The sequence below is a fragment of the Bacillus sp. FSL K6-0042 genome, from assembly GCF_038006685.1.
GTDB lineage: Bacteria > Bacillota > Bacilli > Bacillales > Bacillaceae_G > Bacillus_A > Bacillus_A pseudomycoides.
The window spans coordinates 3,136,388-3,160,307 of record NZ_JBBOVS010000001.1; the positions used below are offsets into that span (position 1 = coordinate 3,136,388).

Sequence of the window (23,920 nt, forward strand, 5' to 3'; positions counted from 1 at the left end):
TATGTACAAAACTGATAATGCCATCATATCATACATACCTATATAATCAGTTTTTCCATCTTCACCATTTTACAAAAAGATCGTTCACTATTTCAATTTTTAAAGCAAAGAAGCTTCAAATTTATATACAAGTACACAAATTTCTCAGCATAGAAAAAAGGAGTGACTATTGTCACTCCTTCATTTCTTATTTATCTTCTGCGTTCTCATCATCTTTTTTCATTGTGATATTCACTTTCACATCTTCAGAGGACTTTTTACGCTCAGGTAAAACTCCATAATCATATAAATGATTAATTTGCTCTGCATCTAACGTTTCCACTTCAAGTAACGTTTTTGCGATAATATCAAGCTTATCACGTTTTTCAGTAAGAATTTGTTTTGCACGAGCATAACATTCTTTCATAATCGTTTGCATTTCTACATCGATGTCATGTGCAATTGCATCACTGTAGTTTTGTTCTGAATGGAAGTCTCTTCCTAAGAACACCTGACCACCTTGTGAGCTTCCAAACTGCATCGGTCCAAGCTTATCACTCATACCAAATTCCGTTACCATACGTCTCGCAATGCCAGTCGCACGTTGGAAGTCGTTATGAGCTCCTGTACTCACTTCACCAAATACAACTTCCTCAGCCACTCGGCCACCAAGTAAACCAGTGATTTTATCAAGTAATTCTGGTTTTGTCATGAAGTAACGATCTTCTTTCGGAAGCATTACCGCATACCCACCAGCTTGACCACGAGGAACAATTGTTACTTTATGAACGATATCCGCCTCATCAAGCACGACACCAATTACAGTATGGCCCGCTTCATGGAATGCGACAATATTACGTTCTTTTTCAGAAATGACACGACTTTTCTTCGCAGGACCTGCAATAACACGATCCGTCGCTTCATCGATATCAGACATGTCAATTTTCTTTTTATCTTGACGCGCAGCTACTAATGCAGCTTCGTTTAATAAGTTCTCAAGATCTGCACCAGAGAATCCTGGTGTGCGAGTCGCAATTGCTCTTAAGTTAATATCATCATCAAGTGGTTTGTTACGTGCATGTACTTTCAGTACCGCTTCACGTCCATTTACATCTGGACGATCCACTGTAATTTGACGGTCAAAACGTCCTGGACGTAATAACGCTGGGTCAAGAATATCAGGACGGTTTGTTGCAGCGATGATAATAATACCTTCGTTTGCACCGAATCCATCCATTTCAACAAGAAGTTGGTTTAGCGTTTGTTCACGTTCATCGTGACCACCACCAAGACCTGCCCCACGTTGACGACCTACTGCATCAATCTCATCGATAAAAATGATACAAGGAGCATTTTTCTTCGCATTTTCAAACAAATCACGTACACGGGAAGCACCGACACCAACGAACATCTCTACGAAATCAGAACCACTAATAGAGAAGAAAGGAACGCCAGCTTCACCTGCAACAGCACGTGCAAGCAATGTTTTACCTGTACCTGGAGGTCCAACTAGCAGAACACCCTTAGGAATACGGGCACCAACTTCAGCAAACTTGCGAGGATCTTTTAAGAATTCTACTACCTCAACAAGTTCTTGTTTCTCTTCGTCTGCTCCAGCTACATCTCTGAAGCGCACTTTTTTCTTTTCATCATTGTATAACTTCGCCTTACTTTTCCCGAAATTCATAACACGGCTACCGCCGCCCTGAGCTTGATTTAGTAAGAAGAAGAATAAGATGAAGATAATCACAAACGGAATGATAGAAGTAAAGAATGTCACCCAAGCACTTGTTTCCTCTGCTGGTTGATACTTCACTTCAGCACCTTGCGCTTTGTCATTAATTTTCTTTTGTAATTCTTCAGTATTTGGTGCATAAGTAACAAATTGTTCTTCCTGACTAGCATTGCTAAATTGTCCTTTTACCTCAAACACACCATTTTTTGGTTGAAGCTGCACATTACGCACTTCACCTTTTTCAAGTTTAGTAATGAATTTATCGTAGCTAACTGATGTTGTTTTTTGTGTTGAACCATTAAAATAGCTCACGATTCCAATCACTACTAAGAATATCAGTAAATAAAAGATGGTATTACGGAAGATACGATTCATTCCTAACCTCCTCTCACGGCATAAACACTATAGTAAATCGTAACATAGAAAAACTTTCCTATCCAATTTTAACGCCTGTATTTAATTAATTTGAGTAAACGCTTGGTTTCAATACTCCAACATAAGGAAGATTACGATATTGCTCCTTATAATCTAAGCCATATCCTACAACAAATTCATGAGGAACAGTAAATCCAACATAATCCGCTCGCAGGTCGACTTTGCGACCAGTTGGCTTATCTAGTAGCGTAACAATCTTTACAGATTTCGCCTTACGATATTTGAATAGGTCCACTAAGTAACTTAATGTAAGGCCGCTATCAATAATATCTTCAACGATTAAAATATCGCGACCTTCTACAGAAGTATCAAGGTCTTTTAAAATTTTCACTTCACCTGTTGAAACTGTAGAATGACCGTAGCTAGAAACAGCCATAAAATCCATTTCAAGATATGTATCTGTTCTTTTCAATAAATCTGCCATAAATGGCATTGCACCCTTTAATACACCGATTGCAAGAGGTACTGTATTTTTGTAATCCTCTGCAATAATTGCACCTAGCTCATGCACCTTTTCTTGTATTTGTTCTTCGGAAATTAATACTTTTTCGATATCTTGATTCATCATTTCATTATCCTCCTGGAAGACTCCTTGCTTTTGTAGTGAATAATCATATATTTATCCTTATCTGCTGTTCCGTGTGAAATAGCAAATGCAGATTGTTTCAACAACGGAACCCAAATAATGTTCCCGCTTGCATCACAAACAATCGGCCACTCTTCTCTCTTTTCTTTTGGTACTTTTTCCTCAATAAAAATAGCTTTTATCTTTTTTGTACCACTCATACCTTTTATTGACATGCGATCTCCGTTTTCTCTAGAGCGAATAAGAAGAGGATATGATATATCATTATACTTAGCAACAAATACTGTTTCATTCATGTTACTTGGTAATTCCTCATTTACTTCTGCTACAAGTTCATCACCGTTTGCTAAGGTAACAGCACCCGGTACTGATAAAACTTGTGAAAAAGGAAAAACAATTTCTTGCTTAAATCGGAAACTACATTCTTCATATGTACGAACAATTTTTAGGCCACCAGGAAAATCAAGTGAGCCTGAAGGGTGTGTCCGCTTAAAAAATGCAATAACTTTGTCAATATGTATAGAAGAAAGCGAAGACGGAATCTTGTATTCATAAAGATAGTTTAATATTAGTTGAATCCCTCTCCTTTGTAAAGGCATAGACATGGATTCAAAGGCAGGAATTGATAAGACAATGTGTTTATCACTTTTTTTTGTAATTACTTTATTCATCTTTTCAAAAGCTAATTCCTGCAAATACGCCTCATCCTCTTGCATAAGCATACTAAAATTTTGAAATCGCTCATGCACATGCGGATTTTCCTCTTTTAAATAAGGTAGAACATACTTACGTAATCGATTCCTCGTATATACTTCCTTTTCGTTACTTGGATCCATACGTGGTGTAACCCCTAACCTTTTACAATAAGCATTAATCTCTTCCTTTGTTACCGCTAACAAAGGCCTAATTACATATCCACCATGGAAAGGGCGTTTCACGGCAATTCCAGCATAACCCTTCGGAGTACTCCCGCGGACGAGACGCATTAAAATCGTCTCCATCTGATCATCTCCATGATGCCCAAGAGCTACATATCGTGCATCATATTTCTTCATTATTCTTTCCAAAAATGCATATCGGCATTCCCTAGCAGCCACCTGTGCATTCATTCCATATTGCTGTTGATATTGCGATACATTAATTCTTATCGTTTCGCAAATAACCCCAATCTTCCGGCAAAGATTTTCTACAAATTGTAAGTCTTCATAGGATTCATCTCCTCTAAACATGTGATCCACATGCGCGACTACAATCTTCAATTTCTTCTCTTCCCTTTTCTCTAATAAATAATATAAAAGAGCTAAAGAATCAGGGCCTCCAGAAACTCCTACAACAATTGTCGAATGTTCCTCTAATACATCATGCTGCTTTGCAAACTCATCTACTTTTTCAACAAATGTATCTCTCAACTCCGCAATCACCTTTCGTTAAAACCAAACAATAACATACTTTTTACCTTACTTATAATGGTACAACTTTTACAAACTTTGTGCAAAAAAAAGATGTACAAAATTCACTTTTTTATCTTACATCCCTTCCCTATCTTCATAGAAATAATAAAGCTACTTTCTCCTATAAAAAAAGGCCTAGGTATCAACCTAGACCTCATAACCAAACTGAAGAGATTTCCGCTCCCCTATTGCGCTTGTTTACCCATAATTGGAATCGTAGCCCACTTTGGCATATTCTTCTTTACCTTCGCAACGACAATCGTCATATCATCATTGATATATCCATCACTAGATCGAATGACCTCTTCCATAATAATATCGGCAATTTCTTGTGGATCATCGGTTTGTAATTCTTTAATTTTACGCTTCATCCACAATTCATGGTTTTCCACATGTTGCGCCCCTTCAAAAATCCCATCACTCATCATAATTAGAATGTCCTCTGTTTTTAATTGTTCACCAACAACATCCACCTCAACATCCTCAATGATTCCCATTGGCAAGTTGCTTGCTTCTATTTGTAAAACGTTATTTCCACGTTTTACAAAACTTGGGGTTGAACCAATTTTTAAAAACTTAGCGCTTGCATCACGTAAATCTACCATAGCTAAATCAAGCGTCGTAAACATTTCTTCTGTCGTCCTCAATGAAAGAATTGAATTAATAGACTTAATAGCAATTTCTTCATCAATACCGGATTGCAATATTTTTTGTAACAATTTTACCGTTTCCTTACTTTCCATATGTGCCCTTTGTCCATTGCCCATTCCGTCACTAATGGCAAGGGCATATTTCCCAACACTTAAATCCATCATCGCATACGAATCTCCTGATACAAATCCGCCTCCTTTTGCCGCTGTAGCAAGCCCTGTATCAAGAGAAAATGTTTTCGCTGATCCAAAAGATATCATGCTATGACCATTTGGATAAGCAGAAGGTTCTTCATGTTTAACAATAATATTTTCTTTTAAAATATCCGAAAGCATCGGCGCAACTAATTTGTCACATTCCCCATGTTGATTAGATGCTGCCGGAATCATCATTTCAATATCAATATTCCCTCTATCTAAACAATAGATATCAACATGTTCCACCCCGACACCAAAGTCACGAAACGCTTGTAAAATTTGTTCTTCCTGTACCTGATGATTTTCCCGTTCACGCTGAATTTCTTTCGCAAAATCTTCCATTACTTTTGAAACACCTAATAATTGTTCTGCAACAATTCTACGATTCTCTTTCATTTGTTTTCGTAACTTTTGCCCCTCATAGAAATGACCTAATTCTCCTGCCATTAAATCTGTTACCTTTTTTCCTCTTACGCAGTGCTTTTCCCATTCACGAACCAACTTACGGTTATGCTGAAGCGTCCCTTCTTCTGTTTCATTCATAATTTGTTTCATATAATCATATGTTTTATCAAAATTCACTACCCAGCATTGATCCTTTTTAAAACATGATTGACACGTCTTTGCTGTAATTGTACTTAAAAATAAATCAGCTTCTGTTTCCTCATCCTCTTCCTCCACATATCCATATACCGAAAAGCTATTAGATAATGCAGAGAATACATTTGCAAATTGATTAATTTTATTAGCTGTCACATCACGCATTCTTCGTAAATATTGTTGTTGATCCTGAGAATGTTCTTGTGTTCCTGGCATAAATTTAGCAAGCCGATCGATAATTGCCTGTGGTGTTAGTAAAAAGAATCCTATCGCCACTCCAGATTCTATTAAAGTTGTTATAATATTTACTTGCTTGTCGACGTATAATGTAATTAGACCTGTACCAATTAGCAACCCTAAACTAACGCCCAAACGCTTCCCTTCTTTTAATAATCCACCAAGTAACCCCGAAAAAGCCAATAGACTAAGTTGAGATAAGCTACCTATATTCGCTAAACTCAATATCAATCCTGTAACAACCCCTACTGTTGAGCCAGTAGCTGCCCCTGCAACAAAAGCAAATAATAACACTAAATATCTCGTGAAAATATGTTGAACTGAAGCGTCGTAAATAAACCAATCTGTTGTACCCGTTAACACAGATGCAAGTAATATAATTAAACAAACAATTTCTTCCGTTTCTAACGCTTGTTGCTTTCCCTTTCTTTCTGTCAATAACGGTACACTTTGTAGAAAAATCATTGTTAAAACAAAACTAAGCCCTGCTTCAATAGTACTTACGAGTAAATCATACATAGTGACGGTTTGCTGCGCGAAGTAAACAACAGCGAGATGTGCGGTTAATGCGGAGATAAATACTTGAAATGGTACAAGTCCAACAATTTTACGTGTAAATCGACTAAAGAAGATATTGTAAATGAAGAAAGTAAAAATAGATGCAAAGGCAAAAAGTAAATTATCTAGTGAAACGGAAAGCGCACCACCCATAAGAGCAAGAAATGCGAGTGCCATCTTATCACGTTTCATTACATAAACAGCAGCAAAAAACGGTAGTGCAAACGGTAAAATGTTCGTTAATATATATGCTCGTCCTAAAAGAAAACCGATTACAGCAATAACAAATCCCCATCTAAAGAAAACTTGCTCCAACTTCACTTTCAACTTGCTTGTCCATGTTATTGATCTGAGTTGCCCATCATTCATAGCCAGTGTACTTGTGTTCACAGTATTCCTTCCTGCTTTTGGCATATTTTTAACACCACCTGCATAGTTTAATTACTGTTATTATAAAAGATGATTATTGGGATTTTTGTCAAAACAACAGTTCACACTTACATAATCGTTCGACTTTTTATTCGAAATAAACCTATATATATACAAGTTGTTAAAAATAAGCACCTTAAAAGAACGGAAAATTCAAAAAATATAGGGTGTTTTTGTAGAAGCTTTGCAATTATTTACAATTTCTTAATAAAAAAAAGATCATGCTATCTGCATGATCTTTTTTAGATGACCCGTACGGGATTCGAACCCGTGTTACCGCCGTGAAAGGGCGGTGTCTTAACCACTTGACCAACGGGCCGTTAAAATAAATATAGCGGCGGAGGGGATCGAACCCCCGACCTCACGGGTATGAACCGTACGCTCTAGCCAGCTGAGCTACACCGCCATGTCGTCTTATTTAACGGACAATTAGTATCTTATATCAAATTCACTTTAAAGTCAACATGTTTCAAAAAGTTTTTTATTCTTTTTTTAATATACTCATTTACATAAAAAAGCACCCCGAGTGACTTACTCCGGGCACCTCTCTATATGTTAAGAATAAAACGTTCGTTTTATCCGCGACGAGCGCCACGGCCACCACGTTTAGATTCTGTATTACGCTTTAAAGAAGTTAGACGATCTTCACTGTCTTTTAAAAAGCGTGCCATCTTTTGCTCAAACGTTTCCTTTTGATTGCCACCATTATCACGGCCACCACGGTTATCTCTGTTAAAAGAACGATTGCGTTGTGGACGTCCAGAACGTTGTTGATCACCACCACGTTGCTCTCCACCACGTTGCTCTCCACCACGTTGATACTCACCGCGTGGACGATCTCCTTCTGGCCTTACACGCTCTTTCGCTTTTTTAATAGATAGACCAATTTTTCCATCTTTTTCAACATTAATAACTTTTACTTCTACTTGGTCGCCTACTTTTAAGTGATCATTAATATCCTTCACATAATTATCAGCAACTTCACTAATATGAACAAGACCCGTTAAGCCTTCTGGCAGCTCCACAAAAGCCCCAAAATTTGTAATACCTGTTACTTTACCTTGTAACTTGCTGCCTATCTCGATTGACATAAAAAAAATGCTCCTCCTTAGTGGTTAAAAAGTCAAATTTTACTTTATTATATATAATCCTAAAATATAGTGTCAATAAGACACGACCTACTTAGAAACAGGAAAAATTATCTCCCCTTTTCCAGAGAAGAAATAATCCCTCCTAGCAATCTTTAAAACATACTCTTCATCATTCAACTTTTGAACATCATCTTGTAATTTTTTTTCTTTCTTTGTTAATGAACCCAATTCTTTTTTCATCTCTTCAACCTTTACTTCTTTTGCTTTAACGGAACTATTTTGTTGATAAAACGTTACACTAATGCTCGCAATAATTGTAAAAGCAAAGACAAGAAAAACTGCTAAACGGCGATATAATCGCCTCCTGTTTTCATTTGTTTGTATTATATGTTCTCTGACAGAATTTGGATTCTGCTCTTCAATCAATCTTTGCCTCAGTTCCCTCATTTCCGAGGTCCCCCTAACTTCTTTTTTATACGCTCCCAAATTTGAAAGGTATATTTCTTCAATTTCCTTGTATGTTGCAGTAATCCTACATATCTCTTTATAAAAAGTTTAACACGGTTAGGGAGAAGTTTCCATATGAGCAAAGTAAGAAATCGAACAGGCCAGAAAAAAATTTTCCATACAAAAAGTAATATCCATACGGTACATTTCCACAACACATGCCCAATTGAAAATAATATACGAAATAAAAATAAAATAAAAGCAATAATAAGCTGCGCTATAATAATAACAGGTTTTATCATAAGTAGCTGTACAATTTGGATAAAAAATTGTATCGTTTGTACAAAAATATAAATGAGAAAATTCAATACTCGCATATACACTGCTTTCAATAAGCTTTGATATGCAGCAAAACCACAAAGCAAAGCTACAAAAACATATATACGTAATTCAGCTTCATTTACAAGCAGCAATACATAAAAGACAAACAGTGCTTGGACAATCCAAAACAGTATATCATATATAAATACAATCCAACGCTTACGCCGCGGTCGCTGTAAAAAGCGTTGGTATGTATCTAACGCCGCTCCAATCCAAGCACCCATTCCAATCATAGAAAGCATTGTATACAGTTGAATCGTTAAACTCATTTAAACAACTTACTAAAGAATCCTTTAGCTTTCTCCCCTTGATTTTCATCAATGTACAACATCTCATGAATTTTCCCTTTAATGGATACAATACCTTTTTCTACATCTAAATTTTTCATCTGTAAGTTTTGACCGCGAATTGTTAAAAAACCCATTACAGTTTCTAATAAAAACTCTTCACTATCAAAACTCTCTACTTGCTTTACGCCAGTAATATCTATTACACGTCTACCACGCATAATAATATCATGCTCTACAGAAACATTCTGTTGATTAGAAGACGCAACTGAGTAGCCCTTATTCACGTCAATCCCCCCATAGCTTTATACTATCTAGTAAATAATGTATGAGGAGAGAAAATAATTTAGAACAAGCCTTCTTCTGCTTTCACTTTCTCTTCACGAACTACCGTATACATGTTAGCTGCATCTTCTTTTTTCGTTGTTTCTTTTAATTCATTTACTTTTACAGTTACTACTTTTTGTCCAAAACGAATTGTTAGTTCATCTTCTACTTTCACAACAGAGCTCGCCTTTGCAGCTTGCCCATTAATCGCAATTCTTCCTTGATCAGCTACTTCCTTTGCTAATGTTCTCCTTTTAATTAGACGCGATACTTTCAAAAATTTATCTAAGCGCATCTCATTTCCCCCCTATTGATTCTCTATCTGCTTCGCTTCTTCCCATAAAGCATCCATTTGCTCTAACGTTAACTCCTGCATTTCCTTATTCATTTCAGCTACTTTGGCTTCCATGTATATAAATCGGCGCATGAATTTCTCATTTGTGGTACGAAGTGCCTCTTCTGGATCCAATTTATAGTAGCGAGCAATATTAACAAAGGCGAATAGTAAATCCCCAAATTCACCTAACATTTTTTCTTTATCCATCTTTGCAACTTCCTGCTCAAACTCTTTCAATTCTTCAAAAGCTTTATCCATCATTGGCTGTACATCATCCCAATCAAAACCAACTTTTCCTGCTTTTTTCTGGATTTCATACGCACGCATTAATTGTGGTAAACTTTTTGGAATTCCCGTTAAAGCAGACTCCCTTACATGCCCTTTTTCTTGTTTTTTAATTTCTTCCCAGTTTAAAACAACTTCTTCCGCATTCTCTACATCTATATCTCCAAACACATGTGGATGACGACGTACCATTTTTTCAGATAGCGTTCGGATGATATCCTCAACAGAGAACCAGCCCTCATCTTCTCCAATTTGAGCATGAAGCATAACTTGTAATAACACATCACCAAGTTCTTCAATCAAGTGGTCATCATCTTCTTCATCAATTGCCTCTAACACTTCATATGTCTCTTCAATTAAATATTTCTTTAAAGACTGATGTGTTTGCTTTTTATCCCATGGGCAGCCATTTGGTCCACGAAGCTCAGCAATAATTTCTCGGAGCACATCAAATTGTTGATATAAAGAAGCTCGCTCAGTAACAGGCGGTACATATACGCTCGTTAGATTGTTCAACTCTGTTTCATGATCCAACATATAGAGCGGCACTTTTTTCACTTGCTCAAAAGATGTTCCTGCGGCTGTTACAATATATACTTCATACTCATCAGGCAACATTTCCATTAATGTCAACTTAACCTCAGATGCAACAAACGCATCATATACTTGGCAAAAAATTAAGTGTTGACGTAATTCTAATTGACCTCTTTCAAATGAAGTTGCATCAATAAGTTGGAATCCTTCAATTGGATCTATTTTTAAACTAGCAAACATCGGATCCAAAAAGCTTTGTCCACCTTCAATTCGCACCTCAATCTGCTTCGTTTCCCCTTTTTGCAAGAGTAATTGAACAGTTCGTTCCGCAACAAGTGGATGACCTGGTACAGCATATATAATATCCGCACCTTGCGCTTGTTCTATTAACGTATTCGCAATTGTTTCATACACGATTTCAAATGTATCGTGCGACTCATATACATCATCAAAAGCCGTGTACTTTATACCTTCCTTTTCTAACTCTTCAATAACAGGATGCTCTTTCGTACGCACATACATATGATCTGCTTCTTTTATTTTTCGGTATACACCCATTGTCAGCTGATCTAATTCACCAGCACCTAATCCTAAAATCGTGATTACTCTACTCACAACCATTCACCTCTATCCACTCTTCTTCAATGAAGCTTCTACCTTCTCTTGCTTCATAACAGTCCCTAATTCTTTTTTTGTAAAAACACTTAACTTCGTAATTAAAAACAGATATACCAATCCGCCAATCGCTACGCCTAGCAACGCTTCAATTAAAGCTAATCCTCTATACCCTTCATCACTTGCTAGTCCCAACCCTTCATAAATACGCATAAATAACATTAATATAACGACCATTCCTAATCCGCTGATCGTTACTCCAAATATGCCTTGTTTATGAATGAGTGGTTCTTCTACAATTCGAATAAGGAAAGCACTATTTAACAAAGCGATAACCATGAGCGAAATTAACGTTGCGACTGCCGCCCCAGTTACACCAAATTGCGGCATTAACATATAATTGAGCAATAATTTTAGACACCCTCCAAATATAACAAACAGTGCCGGCTTTACAGTTTGACCAAGCCCTTGCAAAATAGAAGCCGTTGTAATGGATAAGGAACTAAATAAAATAGAAACAGCTAAAATAGCTAACACACCTGAGCCCTCACTATTTTCAAACAACATAATATTTGTCGGCTTAATGATACACGCTAATCCTAATGCAGCCGCAACTCCAATCACAAAAGTTATCTTCATCGCTAACTGCACCTTTTGTTGAATAAACAGACGATCTCCTCGTTCTTTTGCTGAAGTAATAATTGGAATAAGCGAAAGTGAAAATGAAGTCGTCACAACTGTACCAAGCTGCATAAGCGGGATACTTCTGTCATAAACACCCTTTAATACTTTTGCAATTTCCGCCGGTTCTCCTGCCTGAATAAGCAATGTGTAAAACGAAACGGAATCTGCCATTTGTATAAAAATTAACACTAAATTACTAACACAAATAGCCATTCCTTGCCAAAAAAGGATTCGAATGATTTTCTTTTTATTGTGTATCCTCTTCCATCCTTGTAAGAAAATAGAGCGAAAATTATGCCGCATATAAAATAAAAGTACGAGTATACCAATAAACCCGCCTGCAATCGACCCCAACATCGCTCCTGCTCCAACTGTATATAAATCAAATTCATGTGCGATGAGGAACAACGATAAGAACACAATAATTGACACACGAACCGTTTGTTCAATCACTTGCGATATAGCTGTCGGTATCATATTGTTAAACCCTTGAAAGTGCCCTCGTGCAACAGATAAAAAGGGCATTAACAAGAATGAAAATGAAATAACTCTTAGCAGTTTATCTAAATTTGCATCGCCCATGACTGATGCAATCGTGTGCGCTCCCAAAAACAACGTAAAGAAACCTATACAACCGATTCCTAATAAAAACCAAAAAGAAACACAAATAATTCCCTCTGCCTCTTCCTGCTTCCCTTGTTCTAAACGCTCTGCTACCATCTTAGAAATAATGATGGGAAAACCATAAGTAGCTAAAATTAAACAAAATCCATAAAATGGATAAATTTGTTGATAAATATAAAAACCAACATCTCCCGCTATATTTTGATATGGAATACGGTAAAAAGCGCTTAATACTTTCGTAACAAAACTTGCAATCGTTAATATAATAGCCCCGCGCCAAAAAGCTTGATACTTCTTCGCTTCCATACGAGAAAACTCCTTTTCCTATTCTCATCCCTCGTATTATATCACAAAGAAAAAACAGGATTCCTTTTAGATTTATACAATAAAAAAGGTAGCAAGACGCTACCTTTAAATGAAATACAATCCTACTTTCCGAAAAAACCTTTTATAAAGAAATATTATGATTAAGAAGAATTACTGTTCCATTTGTTTTGCTAAAAAACTTGCAGCAGTATTTACTGCCTTATGCTCTACCTCACTTATAATTGCTTCTTTTGAAAAGATGATAACAGCTCCAATCGGATCTCCATTTGCAACGATTGGTCCAACCGTATAAGAGCTAACCTTTTCGGTTACACCATCGATAATCGAAATTTCACTTTCATCTGTCATAACAACAGATTTTCGATCTTCCATCGTTTTTTCGATTAAATCGCCAACACTTTTATTTAAGTATTCTTTCTTAGATACCCCCGCTACGGCGATAATGGAATCGCGATCACATACGAGTACGTTATGTCCTAAACTATCGTATAAAGCTTCTGCATATTCTTTTGCAAAATCACCTAATTCACTAATTGGAGAATATTTTTTCAAAATCACTTCTCCATCGCGATCCACAAAAATTTCTAGCGGATCTCCTTCTCGGATACGAAGGGTTCTACGAATTTCTTTCGGAATTACTACCCTACCTAAATCATCAATTCGACGTACGATTCCAGTTGCTTTCATTCTAATGCTGCCTCACTTTCTACTGATGATGAAAGTGGTGAATTTACCTGTTCATGTAAAAATCACCAACTGTTAGACATAGTATTTTACACATTAGTTCTTCTATGCACGTCGAATTACATTTTTTATTTTGTTTTAGGCATTTATTACTTCTTTTTTCACGTCAGACAAACCTTTTAATAAATTTTCGGCGATTGTTAACCATTTTGATGTCTCTAATCCATTCGTTTTCATAACAATTTTCAAACGAGAACCTTCCATACCAAGACCAATCATACGACCAAAACTATTACCAAGCATAAATAATTTTCCACCATCAATATTTTGGCTTGATTGCTCTGAGAATAAAAACGTCACTTCAAATTTTGTTTGTTTAATTAGCTCAATCTGTTCTTTCGTTGCTAATACTTTAATATTTGCAATTTGTAATAAATATCCAACTTCTTGCGGATAGTCTCCAAAACGATCAATCATTTCTTCTTGTAATTCCTCAATATCTTCAATCGCAGAGACACCTCTAAATTGTTTGTACATCATAATTTTTTGTTTACTATCTGAAATATAAGCGTCTGGCAAGTAAGCATCCACTTCTAAATCAATTTCAACATCAACCGTATTTTCAATTCCTTGTGTTCCTTTACGCTGTTCAATCGCATCTTTTAACATTTGAGAATATAGATCAAATCCGACAGAATCGATGAATCCATGCTGCTCAGCCCCTAACAAGTTACCAGCACCACGAATGGATAAATCTCGCATTGCAATTTTAAATCCTGATCCAAGTTCTGTGAATTCTTTAATTGCTTGTAAACGCTTCTCAGCGACTTCTGATAACACTTTATCACGCTTATATGCAAAGTATGCATAAGCAACACGGTTTGAACGACCAACGCGCCCACGAAGCTGATAAAGCTGTGATAATCCCATACGATCGGCATCAAATACAATTAATGTATTTACATTAGGAATATCAACACCTGTTTCAATAATCGTTGTACTTACAAGAACATCATGCTGTCCATCTAAAAATGATAGCATGACAGACTCTAGTTCACCTTCGTTCATTTTCCCATGAGCATACGTCACACGCGCCTCTGGGACTAACATAGAGATTTCATCTGCTTTTCTTTCAATATCTTCAACACGGTTATACAAGAAATAAATTTGACCGCCCCTTGCAAGTTCCCGTTCTATCGCCTCTCGAATTAACCCTGGATTATACTCAACCACATATGTTTGTACCGGGAAACGATTTTCTGGCGGCGTCTCAATAACAGATAAATCTCGTACACCGAGCATAGACATATGGAGCGTACGCGGAATTGGCGTTGCCGTCAATGTTAATACATCAACATTCGCTTTCAATTGTTTAATCTTTTCTTTATGCGTAACACCAAATCTTTGTTCTTCATCGATAATTAGTAAGCCTAAATCTTTATAGGTTACATCTTTAGATAAAATGCGATGTGTTCCAATAACAATATCAACTGTCCCATCTTTTAAACCTTTAATTGTTTCATTTTGTTGTTTTCTAGTACGGAATCTACTTAACAATCCAATATTAATTGGGTAGTCTTGAAAACGTTCTCGAATCGTTTCATAGTGTTGTTGTGCAAGAATCGTTGTCGGTACTAAAATTGCAACTTGCTTTTCATCCATAATTGCTTTAAACGCTGCACGAATTGCAACTTCCGTTTTACCATATCCAACATCACCACATAGAAGTCGATCCATCGGACGCCCACGTTCCATATCTTTCTTAATTTCTTCAATAGAACGCAACTGATCTTCTGTCTCCTGGTACGGGAAAGATGATTCAAATTCCTGCTGCTCTGCAGTGTCCGGCGTATACGCATATCCCTTTGAAGCCTCACGCTCTGCATACAATTTAATTAAGTCATCTGCAATATCTTGTACAGATTTTTCTACCTTCGTTTTGACCTTTTTCCAATCGTTTCCGCCTAGTTTGTAAACTTTCGGATTCTTACCTTCTGATCCTACATACTTTTGTACTTGATCAATTTGTTCGATTGGCACATATAACTTATCATTACCTTGATATTTAATGTTCAAATAATCTTTATGGACACCATTAATTTCTAACGTTTCAATTCCTAAAAATTTACCGATACCATGATTTACATGAACAACGTAGTCGCCAACTTTTAACTCTGAATAACTTTTAATACGCTCTGCATTCGATAGTTTTTGCTTACGTTGTGATTTTTTTACTTTTTTATGGAACAGCTCTTTTTCTGTAATCACAACAAGCTTTTGCATCGGCATTTCAAATCCTGCATGTAAATCACCTACAGCAATTTGAAGGCGACCAGGAAGCAATATATCTGTAGATTCTATAATGTCTGCTTCAATATCATAATCACTTAAAATATATTGTAATTTTTTTGCGCGTTCTTCATCTGTTCCCAATACAACAGTCGTGAAATCCCCTTCAGTCCATCTATCAATTTCTGTTTTTAACAATTGCATTTGCCCATGAAAGTCCTGCATTGTTTTACACGTTACATTAACAATATTTTGCGGGTGCGTATGTGCAATATGGCGTAAAAATAATGTTAAATATACAAAGCTTCTCTTTTTATGGTGTAGAAATTCTTCAAATTGGTGTGAGAACACCAAATCTTGAATAATTGCCCCTTCACTTAGAAGCGATGTATACCATTCCGCTTCTTCTGTCTCAAGATGTGATGCCGTTTCTTGAATACGCGAAATTTCATCTAAGATAACGACACCATTCTCAGGTAAATAGTCTATTAGACTAGCATGTTCTTTGTAAAAAATAGATAAATATTTAAACATTTGCTCTATAGTCTGTCCGTTTTTCAATATTTCTATCTCGTGACTAACTGTTTCAAGTACTGCTGTCTTGATTTTATCATCAGAGAGCTTCTGCATCGTCTTCATTAAACCTTCCTCAAGACGCTCTACCCCTAATTTCAGTTCATCTTTTGAAAATAAAAATTCTGTCGCAGGACCGAATTTCACGCTTTCTCTTTTATCTTGAGAGCGTTGTTCTTCTACATCAAATGAGCGGATAGAATCTACTTCCGTATCAAAGAACTCTATACGAAACGGTAATTCTTCAGTTAACGGATAAATATCCAGTATACCCCCGCGCAAACTAAATTCTCCAGGTGCTTCTACCATTGACTTACGTTCATATCCAATATGATGCAATGTATGAAGCAATACATCTAAATCAATCTCTTGCCCTAGACTAATTTCGATTTGCTTTTGCTTCCATAATTCTTTTATTGGTAAAAATCTACGTAATCCAGCAACTGGAACAACAATAATGCCCCGCTCGCCCATCGCTAAACGATTTAATACTTCAATACGCTGCGCTTTCAGTTCTGGGCTTGCAACCCCTATTTCTGACGCAATTAATTCATTAACCGGATATAACCATACATCCTGCTCACCAAGTAGTGATACTAAATCCTCATATACTTTTTGCGCTTGAAATAAGTTGTGTGTAACAACAAGTTGCGACTGCTTTGTTTTTTTATATAAAGCAGCCATTAATAAAGAACGAGAAGAAGTTGCCATACCTGATACAAGCTGCTCTTTCAATCCTTCTTCTAGTCCATTAATAATGGATTGTATTTCTTTATTTTTATAAAATTGCTCTAATAACCCTATCATTTTCAAAACCCCTCTCAACATAAAGAGCAAGTTAATATATTTTTATGCAAATATTTTGGAAAAAGAAAACAGAAAAATGCTTTGGACACGCCAAAGCGACAACATTTTATTGCAAAAATTTTTCATACTCATAATACTCCGGATAAGATGAGAGCGTTTCTTGGCACGACTCACAGATTGTTTTTATATATATATTTCCATTTTCATGAAAATGAATCATATCCAATCGTTCTTGCTCTGTTAGTTGAAATAAAACTTTGCTGTATACCTTTTCTGCGGTAATGGCACCTACGTTACACCCACAATGTCTACAGTAATAATGTCCTTCCATACTATCCTCCTAAGTGTACAATTACTATTAGTATGGATTAAAACATCATAAAATATTCCAAATTAGAACATTAACCGTTAAAAGTATTCATAATTTGAAGAAATGGTTTCTTTAACCACTCTTCACATGCGGCCGCAGCCTTTTCAATGGAATGATTTACTTCTGGCAGCTCTTCTGCTGTGAAGCGCCCCAATACATAATCCACTACTTTCATACCATTTTTCGGGCGATCAATCCCCATACGAATACGTTGAAACTCTTGCGTTCCTAAATGGGAAATTGTCGATTTCACACCGTTATGGCCGCCTGCACTACCTTTCATACGAAGGCGCAATTTACCTACTGGAATATCCAAATCATCATACATGACAACAAAATCTTCCACATCAATTTTATAGTAATCCATAAGCGGACGGATACTTTCTCCAGATAAATTCATATACGTAAGTGGCTTTAATAAAATTACTTTTTCGCCATTAACAAATCCTGAACCATACATACCTTTAAACTTTTGTTCATTTAAAGAAATTCCCCATCGTTTCGCAAGTTCATCAATTCCCATAAATCCGATATTATGCCTTGTTAATTCATATTCTCTACCTGGGTTCCCAAGTCCTACTATTAATTTCATTCTTGTACCACTACTTTCTTTTTACGATACGAAAAGACGTAACCAAATTTGGTTACGTCTCATTCTATCCAATTAATTGAATAATACACTCACAGATTCTTCTTCGTAAACACGAATGATTGCTTCTCCGATTAATGGAGCAACAGAAAGCTCATGTACTTTATCAATTTTCTTCTCTTCTGGTAATACGATAGAGTTTGTTACAACTAACTCTTTAATATTTGAGTTTTGGATACGCTCAATTGCTGGGCCAGATAAAACTGGGTGTGTACAGCAAGCATATACTTCAGAAGCACCGTTCTCAACAAGAGCGTTTGCTGCTAATGTAATTGTACCAGCTGTATCAATGATGTCATCAATTAAAATTGCTGTCTTACCTTCGATATTACCAATAATGTTCATTACTTCCGATACATTCGGACGTGGACGGCGTTTATCGATAATAGCGATTGGCGCTTTTAGGCGATCCGCCATTTTTCTTGCACGTGTTACACCACCGTGGTCAGGAGATACGATTACGATATCTTTAAGACCTTTTGTCTCAAAGTAATCAGAAAGAATCGGTACACCCATTAAGTGGTCGATTGGGATATCAAAGAACCCTTGAATTTGTGGAGCATGTAAATCTAGAGTGATTACACGAGTTGCACCTGCTGTTTCAAGCAAGTTTGCTACAAGTTTCGATGTAATTGGTTCACGAGAACGCGCTTTACGGTCTTGACGCGCATAACCATAATAAGGAATAACGATATTAATTGTTTTTGCAGATGCACGTTTTAACGCATCAATCATAATAAGTAATTCCATGATATGTTCGTTTACTGGGAAGCTTGTAGATTGAATAATGAATACATCACAACCACGAATACTTTCTTCAATGTTAATTTGAACTTCTCCATCACTAAAACGGTCAACAGAACATTTCCCTAACCCTACTCCAATATGCTTTGCAATTTGCTCAGCAAGTTCCTTATTAGAGTTTAAAGAGAATACTTTCAAATTAGAATTTAGATATTGAGTCGACATCTAGATTAACCCTCCACATTATGATTTTTTCTTATTCAGCAATTGATCAACATAGTCTTCTTTGTTAACTTGACGTGCACGTGCAATTGATAATGCTTTTGATGGAACACTCTCTGTAATTGTAGAGCCTGCCGCAACATAAGCACCATCTTCAACTGTTACAGGAGCAACAAGGTTTGAATTACAACCAATAAATACGCCGTTACCAATAACTGTTTTAAATTTATTCTTGCCATCGTAGTTCACCGTAATTGAACCACAACCAAGATTCACGTCTTCTCCAACTTGTGCATCCCCGATATAACTTAAGTGTGAAGCTTTACTTCTATTACCAAAAACAGTCTTTTTGATTTCCACGAAGTTTCCAACGCGTACTTCGTCACCAATAACTGAATCTGGACGGATATGTGCAAATGGACCGATTGAAACTTCCATACCAATCTTACTGTCATGTACAGTAGATTGACGAATTGTCGTACAATCTCCAATTTCACTATCACGTACTACTGTATGTGGACCAATTTCACAATCAGAACCAATTACAGTTTTGCCTTCAATAACTGTTCCTGGATAAAGAACTGTATCATTACCAATGATTGCATCAGCAGAAATGTATGTGTTATTTGGATCAATAATTGTAACACCATTTACCATGTTCTTTTGGTTAATACGCTTTTTCATAATAATTTCCGCTTGCGATAGAGCGACTCTGTCATTAACACCTAATGTTTCATCGAAATGCTCTGTTTGATAAGCTGATACAATATGACCTTCACTTTTCAAAATCTCAATAACATCTGGAAGGTAATATTCACCTTGAACATTATCGTTTGAAACTTTAGAAAGTGAAGCAAATAGTGCCTTATTATCAAAACAATACGTCCCTGTATTAATTTCTTTAATAGCTCGCTCTACTTCATTTGCATCTTTATGCTCAACGATTTTTTCAACATGACCACTTTCATTACGAACAATGCGGCCATATCCAGCAGGCTCTTCTATGTACGCTGTTAACACCGTCGCTTTCGCTCCTGCTTCTTCATGATGCTTTAACAATGCTTCCATTGTTCCTGCAGTTATAAGGGGTGTATCACCACAAATAACTAAAGTTGTTCCCTCTTCATTTGCAAGTACATCGGCAGCTTGATCAACAGCATGTGCTGTACCAAGTTGTTCTGCTTGCAATGCAAATTCACTTACGTTCCCTAGTTGTTCTTGTACTTTTTCAGCACCATGTCCAACTACCGTTACAAGTTTCTGCAATCCTAATTGAGATACTTGATCAACTACATGCTGTACCATTGGTTTTCCGCATACAGGATGAAGCACTTTGTATAGCTTGGACTTCATACGTGTGCCTTTACCTGCAGCTAAAATCACTGCAAATCTGTTTGACATATAGAACCTCCATCGCAACCTATTTATCCATTAAAGATATTATCCTAAATCATTATATATTTCAAGAAACACGGCATAACTATTAAATTTTACCATACTTCTTATAAGATGTTTTATTCTTTAGTATCTTTTTTTAGGAAATAAGATATACTATTTCGAATGATTTTAAAGAAATTAGAAGTTTACATATAACGAGGACAATAAAGTGAGGCTTTAATTAGCGGAAAATTTTATTCAAAATAAACACTTTATAAGTAAAAAACCGTTCTTTTTAGGCGGGAGAGAGCGCCCCGCCTCGCACAGAAGCGGTCAGGGCCTTTTTTGCCTCCATGCCAAGGGAAGACAAAAGGAGATAACGAGTTCCGATCTTCTTTTATTTTCATAGCCGGAACTTAGGCGCCAATAAATCAAAATGGATTTACAAATAAAAAAACAAACCCCTGTAAGTGTTTACAGGAGTTTGTTACAAAATTATAGAGCTCCTTTATTAGAGCCCTTTTTATTCGAATTTTACGAAGCTCCTGCTTCTTCAAACTCAACTTCTTCTAACTCGCCTAAACGGTGATACTCAGCTAAAACCGCATCTTGAATTTTTGAGCGTGTGTTAGAATTAATTGGATGCGCAATATCACGGAACTCCCCATCTGGAGTACGTTTACTTGGCATTGCTACAAATAATCCATTATTGCCATCAATTACACGAATATCATGAACAACAAACTCATGGTCTAATGTAATAGAGGCAATCGCTCTCATACGGCCTTCTGTGTTTACGCGGCGTAATCTTACGTCAGTCACTTCCATCTTGTGTTCACCACCCTTTTCTAAATAAGCGATATATTTGTATAAATTCCACAAATTTTCTATTTTCCCTTTAATTTTTTAAAAATTTTTAAGATAAAAATTTTTTTTAACGGAATATAAGAATTAATGGACGTTATCGCTTACAAATTTTCATTTTACAAGGGCAATAACTTCAATTTCGATGGAAACATCTTTCGGTAATTTTGCAACTTGTACACAAGAACGAGCTGGTTTATGTGCAGAAAAATATGTTCCATATACTTCGTTTACATCATTAAAATCATCCATATCTTTTAAAAATACAGTTGTTTTTACAACCGTATCAAATGATGCTCCTGCCTCTTCTAACACAGCTTGTAAATTTTGAAATACTTGTTCGGTTTGTATTTTCACATCACCTGTTACAAGTTCTCCACCTGCCGTTAATGGAATTTGTCCTGAGCTATAAAACATGTTATTTACGATAATTCCTTGTGAATATGGACCAATCGCTTGTGGTGCTTGATTTGTTTGAACTACTTTCATATTTTCTCACCCTTTTATTATTTTATTTTCCTTAAATAAAAACTCCTAGAAAACTTTCTTCCCATATAAACTCAGTTCATCCTATCTAAAATAATTAGGATGAACTGTGCTAGCGGGCGGTAAGACTTTCACAATACAAGAAAAGACTTAACGTCCACTAGCACTTTCATTTACAAAAAAAGATAAAGCTTCTGCTTTACCTTTTTATTCAGCTTCTACAAGCCCTTCGTCAAATGGCACAAGTGAATAATTCCCTTTTTCCACTTGAATTGTTTTCTCTTTAATATCTACTTCTGATAAGCGGATTAAAGAAACAAAGTTATTAATAAGTCTTTCTTCAATATCTGTCGATTCTACTAATACGCCGATTCCAACAACATTGGCATTAAACTCTTCTAGCATGCTAATCATGCCTTGAATTGTTCCTCCAGCCTTCATAAAATCATCAACGATTAAAACATTGGCACCTTCCGGAAGACTACGTTTTGCTAAAGTCATTGTTTGAATACGCTTAGATGAACCTGATACATAGTTAATACTAACTGTTGGTCCTTCTGTTACCTTATTATCTTTTCTTGCAATTACTACAGGTACATCTAAATAATTCGCTACCGCATATGCAAGCGGAATCCCTTTTGTTGCTACCGTCATAACCGCATCAATCGGCTGCCTCGCAAATACAGAAGCAAATAGGCGACCTGCCCCGTTGATATAGCGTGGATTACTCAAAAGATCCGTCATATATAAGTATCCACCTGGAAGAATACGATCTGGATTCTCAAATAAGCCACAAAGCTCATTAATGATCAGATTTGCTTCCTCTTCACTTATATATGGAATATATTTCACTCCTCCTGCTGCCCCTGCTATCGTTTGCAATGTGCCGACCCCTTGTTGTTCAAACGTTTGCTTAATAATAACTAAATCTTCACTAATGGAAGACTTAGCTGATTGATACCGTTCAGCAAAAAAAGTGAGAGAAACTAACTGACGAGGATTTTGCAATAAATAGTAAGTCATATCAACTAGTCTTGTACTCCGTCTAATTTTCACATTCTCACCCCAAATCACGAATATTCTAAACAAATCATAACTTATTATACGTCTTTATTCAAGCGTTTCTCGCTCTCCTAATAGACGGACTGCGTATACTTGTTCACAAAATCCTTTTAAACCATTATAAATACGGTGCATACGCGAATCATGATGCACAAGCCCAAACACAGTTGGACCACTGCCACTCATTAAAACTGCATCTGCGCCAAAGCGCTTCATCTGTGCTTTAATACGTGCAACTTCAGGATGCATCGCAAATGTCACATCTTCTAATACATTTCCAACTGCATTGCATATTCCTTTATAGTCACCTTGATTGATAACTTCAACCATTTTATCTACGTCTGGATGTGTGACACGATTTAATTGTAAATTTCCATATACGTCAGCAGTAGATACACCGATGTGAGGCTTCGCTAAAATAACCCAACAAGAAGGAGGTGTCTTTATATGCTCAACCTTTTCTCCTCTTCCTGTCGCAATCGCTGTTCCGCCATATACACAAAAGGATACGTCAGATCCAATTTCTGCTCCAAGTTCCGCTAATTCACCTATTGTAAGACCTAAATTCCATAGCTTATTAAGACCACGTAATGTAGCAGCCGCATCACTGCTTCCACCTGCTAATCCTGCTGCTACTGGAATTGTTTTTTCAATAGCAATAGATACACCTTGTTTTACCTTAAATTTCTCTTTTAATAATTTCGCTGCTTGATAAGCTAAATTACGCTGGTCGTCTGGGACATACCGATTATGGGATACAATTTCAATACGGTCTTCTGATAACTCCGTTAACTCTAAACGATCTGCTAAATCGATTGTTGTCATAATCATTTTCACTTCATGATAACCGTCTTGTCTTTTCCCTAGTACATCTAACGACAGATTAATCTTTGCTGGTGCTTTCACTAGTAGCTTCAATCTATTCACCCACTCTATGTACTCAATCTTTTATCGTTTATTTTACCATAAATTTATAGTAAGACGATGACACTTCCC

The 23,920-nt window shown here is 36.4% G+C and carries 21 protein-coding genes and 2 tRNA genes; all 23 read right to left on the reverse strand.

The window, feature by feature from the left end; all coding sequences use genetic code 11:
• Positions 1-187 precede the first annotated feature (187 nt).
• Positions 188-2,089: an ATP-dependent zinc metalloprotease FtsH gene (gene ftsH / locus MHH45_RS16110; protein WP_016116919.1), complete on the reverse strand. Its 1,902-nt coding sequence runs from the start codon at positions 2,087-2,089 to the stop codon at positions 188-190.
• 85 nt (positions 2,090-2,174) lie between these two features.
• Complete coding sequence (hpt, locus tag MHH45_RS16115; protein ID WP_016116918.1) at positions 2,175-2,717, reverse strand: hypoxanthine phosphoribosyltransferase; 543 nt, start codon at positions 2,715-2,717, stop codon at positions 2,175-2,177.
• Positions 2,714-4,144, reverse strand: coding sequence for a tRNA lysidine(34) synthetase TilS (tilS, locus tag MHH45_RS16120; protein WP_016131606.1), 1,431 nt, complete (start codon positions 4,142-4,144; stop codon positions 2,714-2,716). The genes hpt and tilS overlap by 4 nt, the downstream gene beginning before the upstream one ends.
• 227 nt (positions 4,145-4,371) lie before the next feature.
• Positions 4,372-6,843 (reverse strand): stage II sporulation protein E, encoded by a 2,472-nt coding sequence (gene spoIIE, locus MHH45_RS16125; RefSeq protein WP_016116916.1) that lies wholly within the window; start codon positions 6,841-6,843, stop codon positions 4,372-4,374.
• 262 nt (positions 6,844-7,105) lie between these two features.
• Positions 7,106-7,177: transfer RNA gene (locus MHH45_RS16130), tRNA-Glu, on the reverse strand.
• Between the two features lie 13 nt (positions 7,178-7,190).
• Positions 7,191-7,264: transfer RNA gene (locus MHH45_RS16135), tRNA-Met, on the reverse strand.
• A gap of 169 nt (positions 7,265-7,433) precedes the next feature.
• Positions 7,434-7,949 (reverse strand): S1 domain-containing RNA-binding protein, encoded by a 516-nt coding sequence (locus tag MHH45_RS16140; protein WP_016116915.1) that lies wholly within the window; start codon positions 7,947-7,949, stop codon positions 7,434-7,436.
• A gap of 87 nt (positions 7,950-8,036) precedes the next feature.
• The gene (divIC, locus tag MHH45_RS16145; RefSeq protein ID WP_016116914.1) at positions 8,037-8,396 is read right to left on the reverse strand and encodes a cell division protein DivIC; all 360 of its coding nucleotides are present in this window, start codon (positions 8,394-8,396) and stop codon (positions 8,037-8,039) included.
• Positions 8,393-9,046, reverse strand: coding sequence for a spore cortex biosynthesis protein YabQ (yabQ, locus tag MHH45_RS16150; protein ID WP_016116913.1), 654 nt, complete (start codon positions 9,044-9,046; stop codon positions 8,393-8,395). The genes divIC and yabQ overlap by 4 nt, the downstream gene beginning before the upstream one ends.
• Complete coding sequence (gene yabP, locus MHH45_RS16155; RefSeq protein WP_003194251.1) at positions 9,043-9,351, reverse strand: sporulation protein YabP; 309 nt, start codon at positions 9,349-9,351, stop codon at positions 9,043-9,045. Before yabP ends, yabQ begins: the two co-directional genes overlap by 4 nt.
• A 59-nt stretch (positions 9,352-9,410) precedes the next feature.
• A complete protein-coding gene (locus MHH45_RS16160; protein WP_003194249.1) occupies positions 9,411-9,686 on the reverse strand; it encodes an RNA-binding S4 domain-containing protein in 276 nt (91 codons plus the stop codon).
• Between the two features lie 12 nt (positions 9,687-9,698).
• Entirely contained in the window at positions 9,699-11,162 is a 1,464-nt protein-coding gene (mazG, locus tag MHH45_RS16165; RefSeq protein ID WP_016116912.1) for a nucleoside triphosphate pyrophosphohydrolase, read from the reverse strand.
• A gap of 12 nt (positions 11,163-11,174) precedes the next feature.
• Entirely contained in the window at positions 11,175-12,776 is a 1,602-nt protein-coding gene (locus MHH45_RS16170) for a putative polysaccharide biosynthesis protein (RefSeq protein ID WP_088094413.1), read from the reverse strand.
• Positions 12,777-12,947: 171 nt separating this feature from the next.
• Positions 12,948-13,484 (reverse strand): stage V sporulation protein T, encoded by a 537-nt coding sequence (spoVT, locus tag MHH45_RS16175; RefSeq protein WP_006093076.1) that lies wholly within the window; start codon positions 13,482-13,484, stop codon positions 12,948-12,950.
• Between the two features lie 135 nt (positions 13,485-13,619).
• The gene (gene mfd, locus MHH45_RS16180; protein ID WP_016131602.1) at positions 13,620-17,150 is read right to left on the reverse strand and encodes a transcription-repair coupling factor; all 3,531 of its coding nucleotides are present in this window, start codon (positions 17,148-17,150) and stop codon (positions 13,620-13,622) included.
• Between the two features lie 106 nt (positions 17,151-17,256).
• The gene (locus MHH45_RS16185; protein ID WP_016116909.1) at positions 17,257-17,481 is read right to left on the reverse strand and encodes an anti-sigma-F factor Fin family protein; all 225 of its coding nucleotides are present in this window, start codon (positions 17,479-17,481) and stop codon (positions 17,257-17,259) included.
• A 70-nt stretch (positions 17,482-17,551) separates the two neighbouring features.
• A complete protein-coding gene (gene pth / locus MHH45_RS16190) occupies positions 17,552-18,112 on the reverse strand; it encodes an aminoacyl-tRNA hydrolase (RefSeq protein ID WP_016116908.1) in 561 nt (186 codons plus the stop codon).
• A 72-nt stretch (positions 18,113-18,184) separates the two neighbouring features.
• The gene (locus MHH45_RS16195) at positions 18,185-19,138 is read right to left on the reverse strand and encodes a ribose-phosphate diphosphokinase (RefSeq protein ID WP_000107420.1); all 954 of its coding nucleotides are present in this window, start codon (positions 19,136-19,138) and stop codon (positions 18,185-18,187) included.
• Between the two features lie 18 nt (positions 19,139-19,156).
• Positions 19,157-20,536 (reverse strand): bifunctional UDP-N-acetylglucosamine diphosphorylase/glucosamine-1-phosphate N-acetyltransferase GlmU, encoded by a 1,380-nt coding sequence (gene glmU, locus MHH45_RS16200; RefSeq protein ID WP_016116907.1) that lies wholly within the window; start codon positions 20,534-20,536, stop codon positions 19,157-19,159.
• Positions 20,537-21,046: 510 nt separating this feature from the next.
• The gene (gene spoVG, locus MHH45_RS16205) at positions 21,047-21,340 is read right to left on the reverse strand and encodes a septation regulator SpoVG (RefSeq protein ID WP_002174553.1); all 294 of its coding nucleotides are present in this window, start codon (positions 21,338-21,340) and stop codon (positions 21,047-21,049) included.
• Positions 21,341-21,490: 150 nt separating this feature from the next.
• Positions 21,491-21,865, reverse strand: coding sequence for a RidA family protein (locus tag MHH45_RS16210; protein ID WP_016116906.1), 375 nt, complete (start codon positions 21,863-21,865; stop codon positions 21,491-21,493).
• A 204-nt stretch (positions 21,866-22,069) separates the two neighbouring features.
• Positions 22,070-22,918, reverse strand: coding sequence for a pur operon repressor (gene purR, locus MHH45_RS16215; protein WP_016131601.1), 849 nt, complete (start codon positions 22,916-22,918; stop codon positions 22,070-22,072).
• A 54-nt stretch (positions 22,919-22,972) separates the two neighbouring features.
• Positions 22,973-23,842: a 4-(cytidine 5'-diphospho)-2-C-methyl-D-erythritol kinase gene (gene ispE, locus MHH45_RS16220; RefSeq protein WP_018767331.1), complete on the reverse strand. Its 870-nt coding sequence runs from the start codon at positions 23,840-23,842 to the stop codon at positions 22,973-22,975.
• Positions 23,843-23,920: the final 78 nt, after the last annotated feature.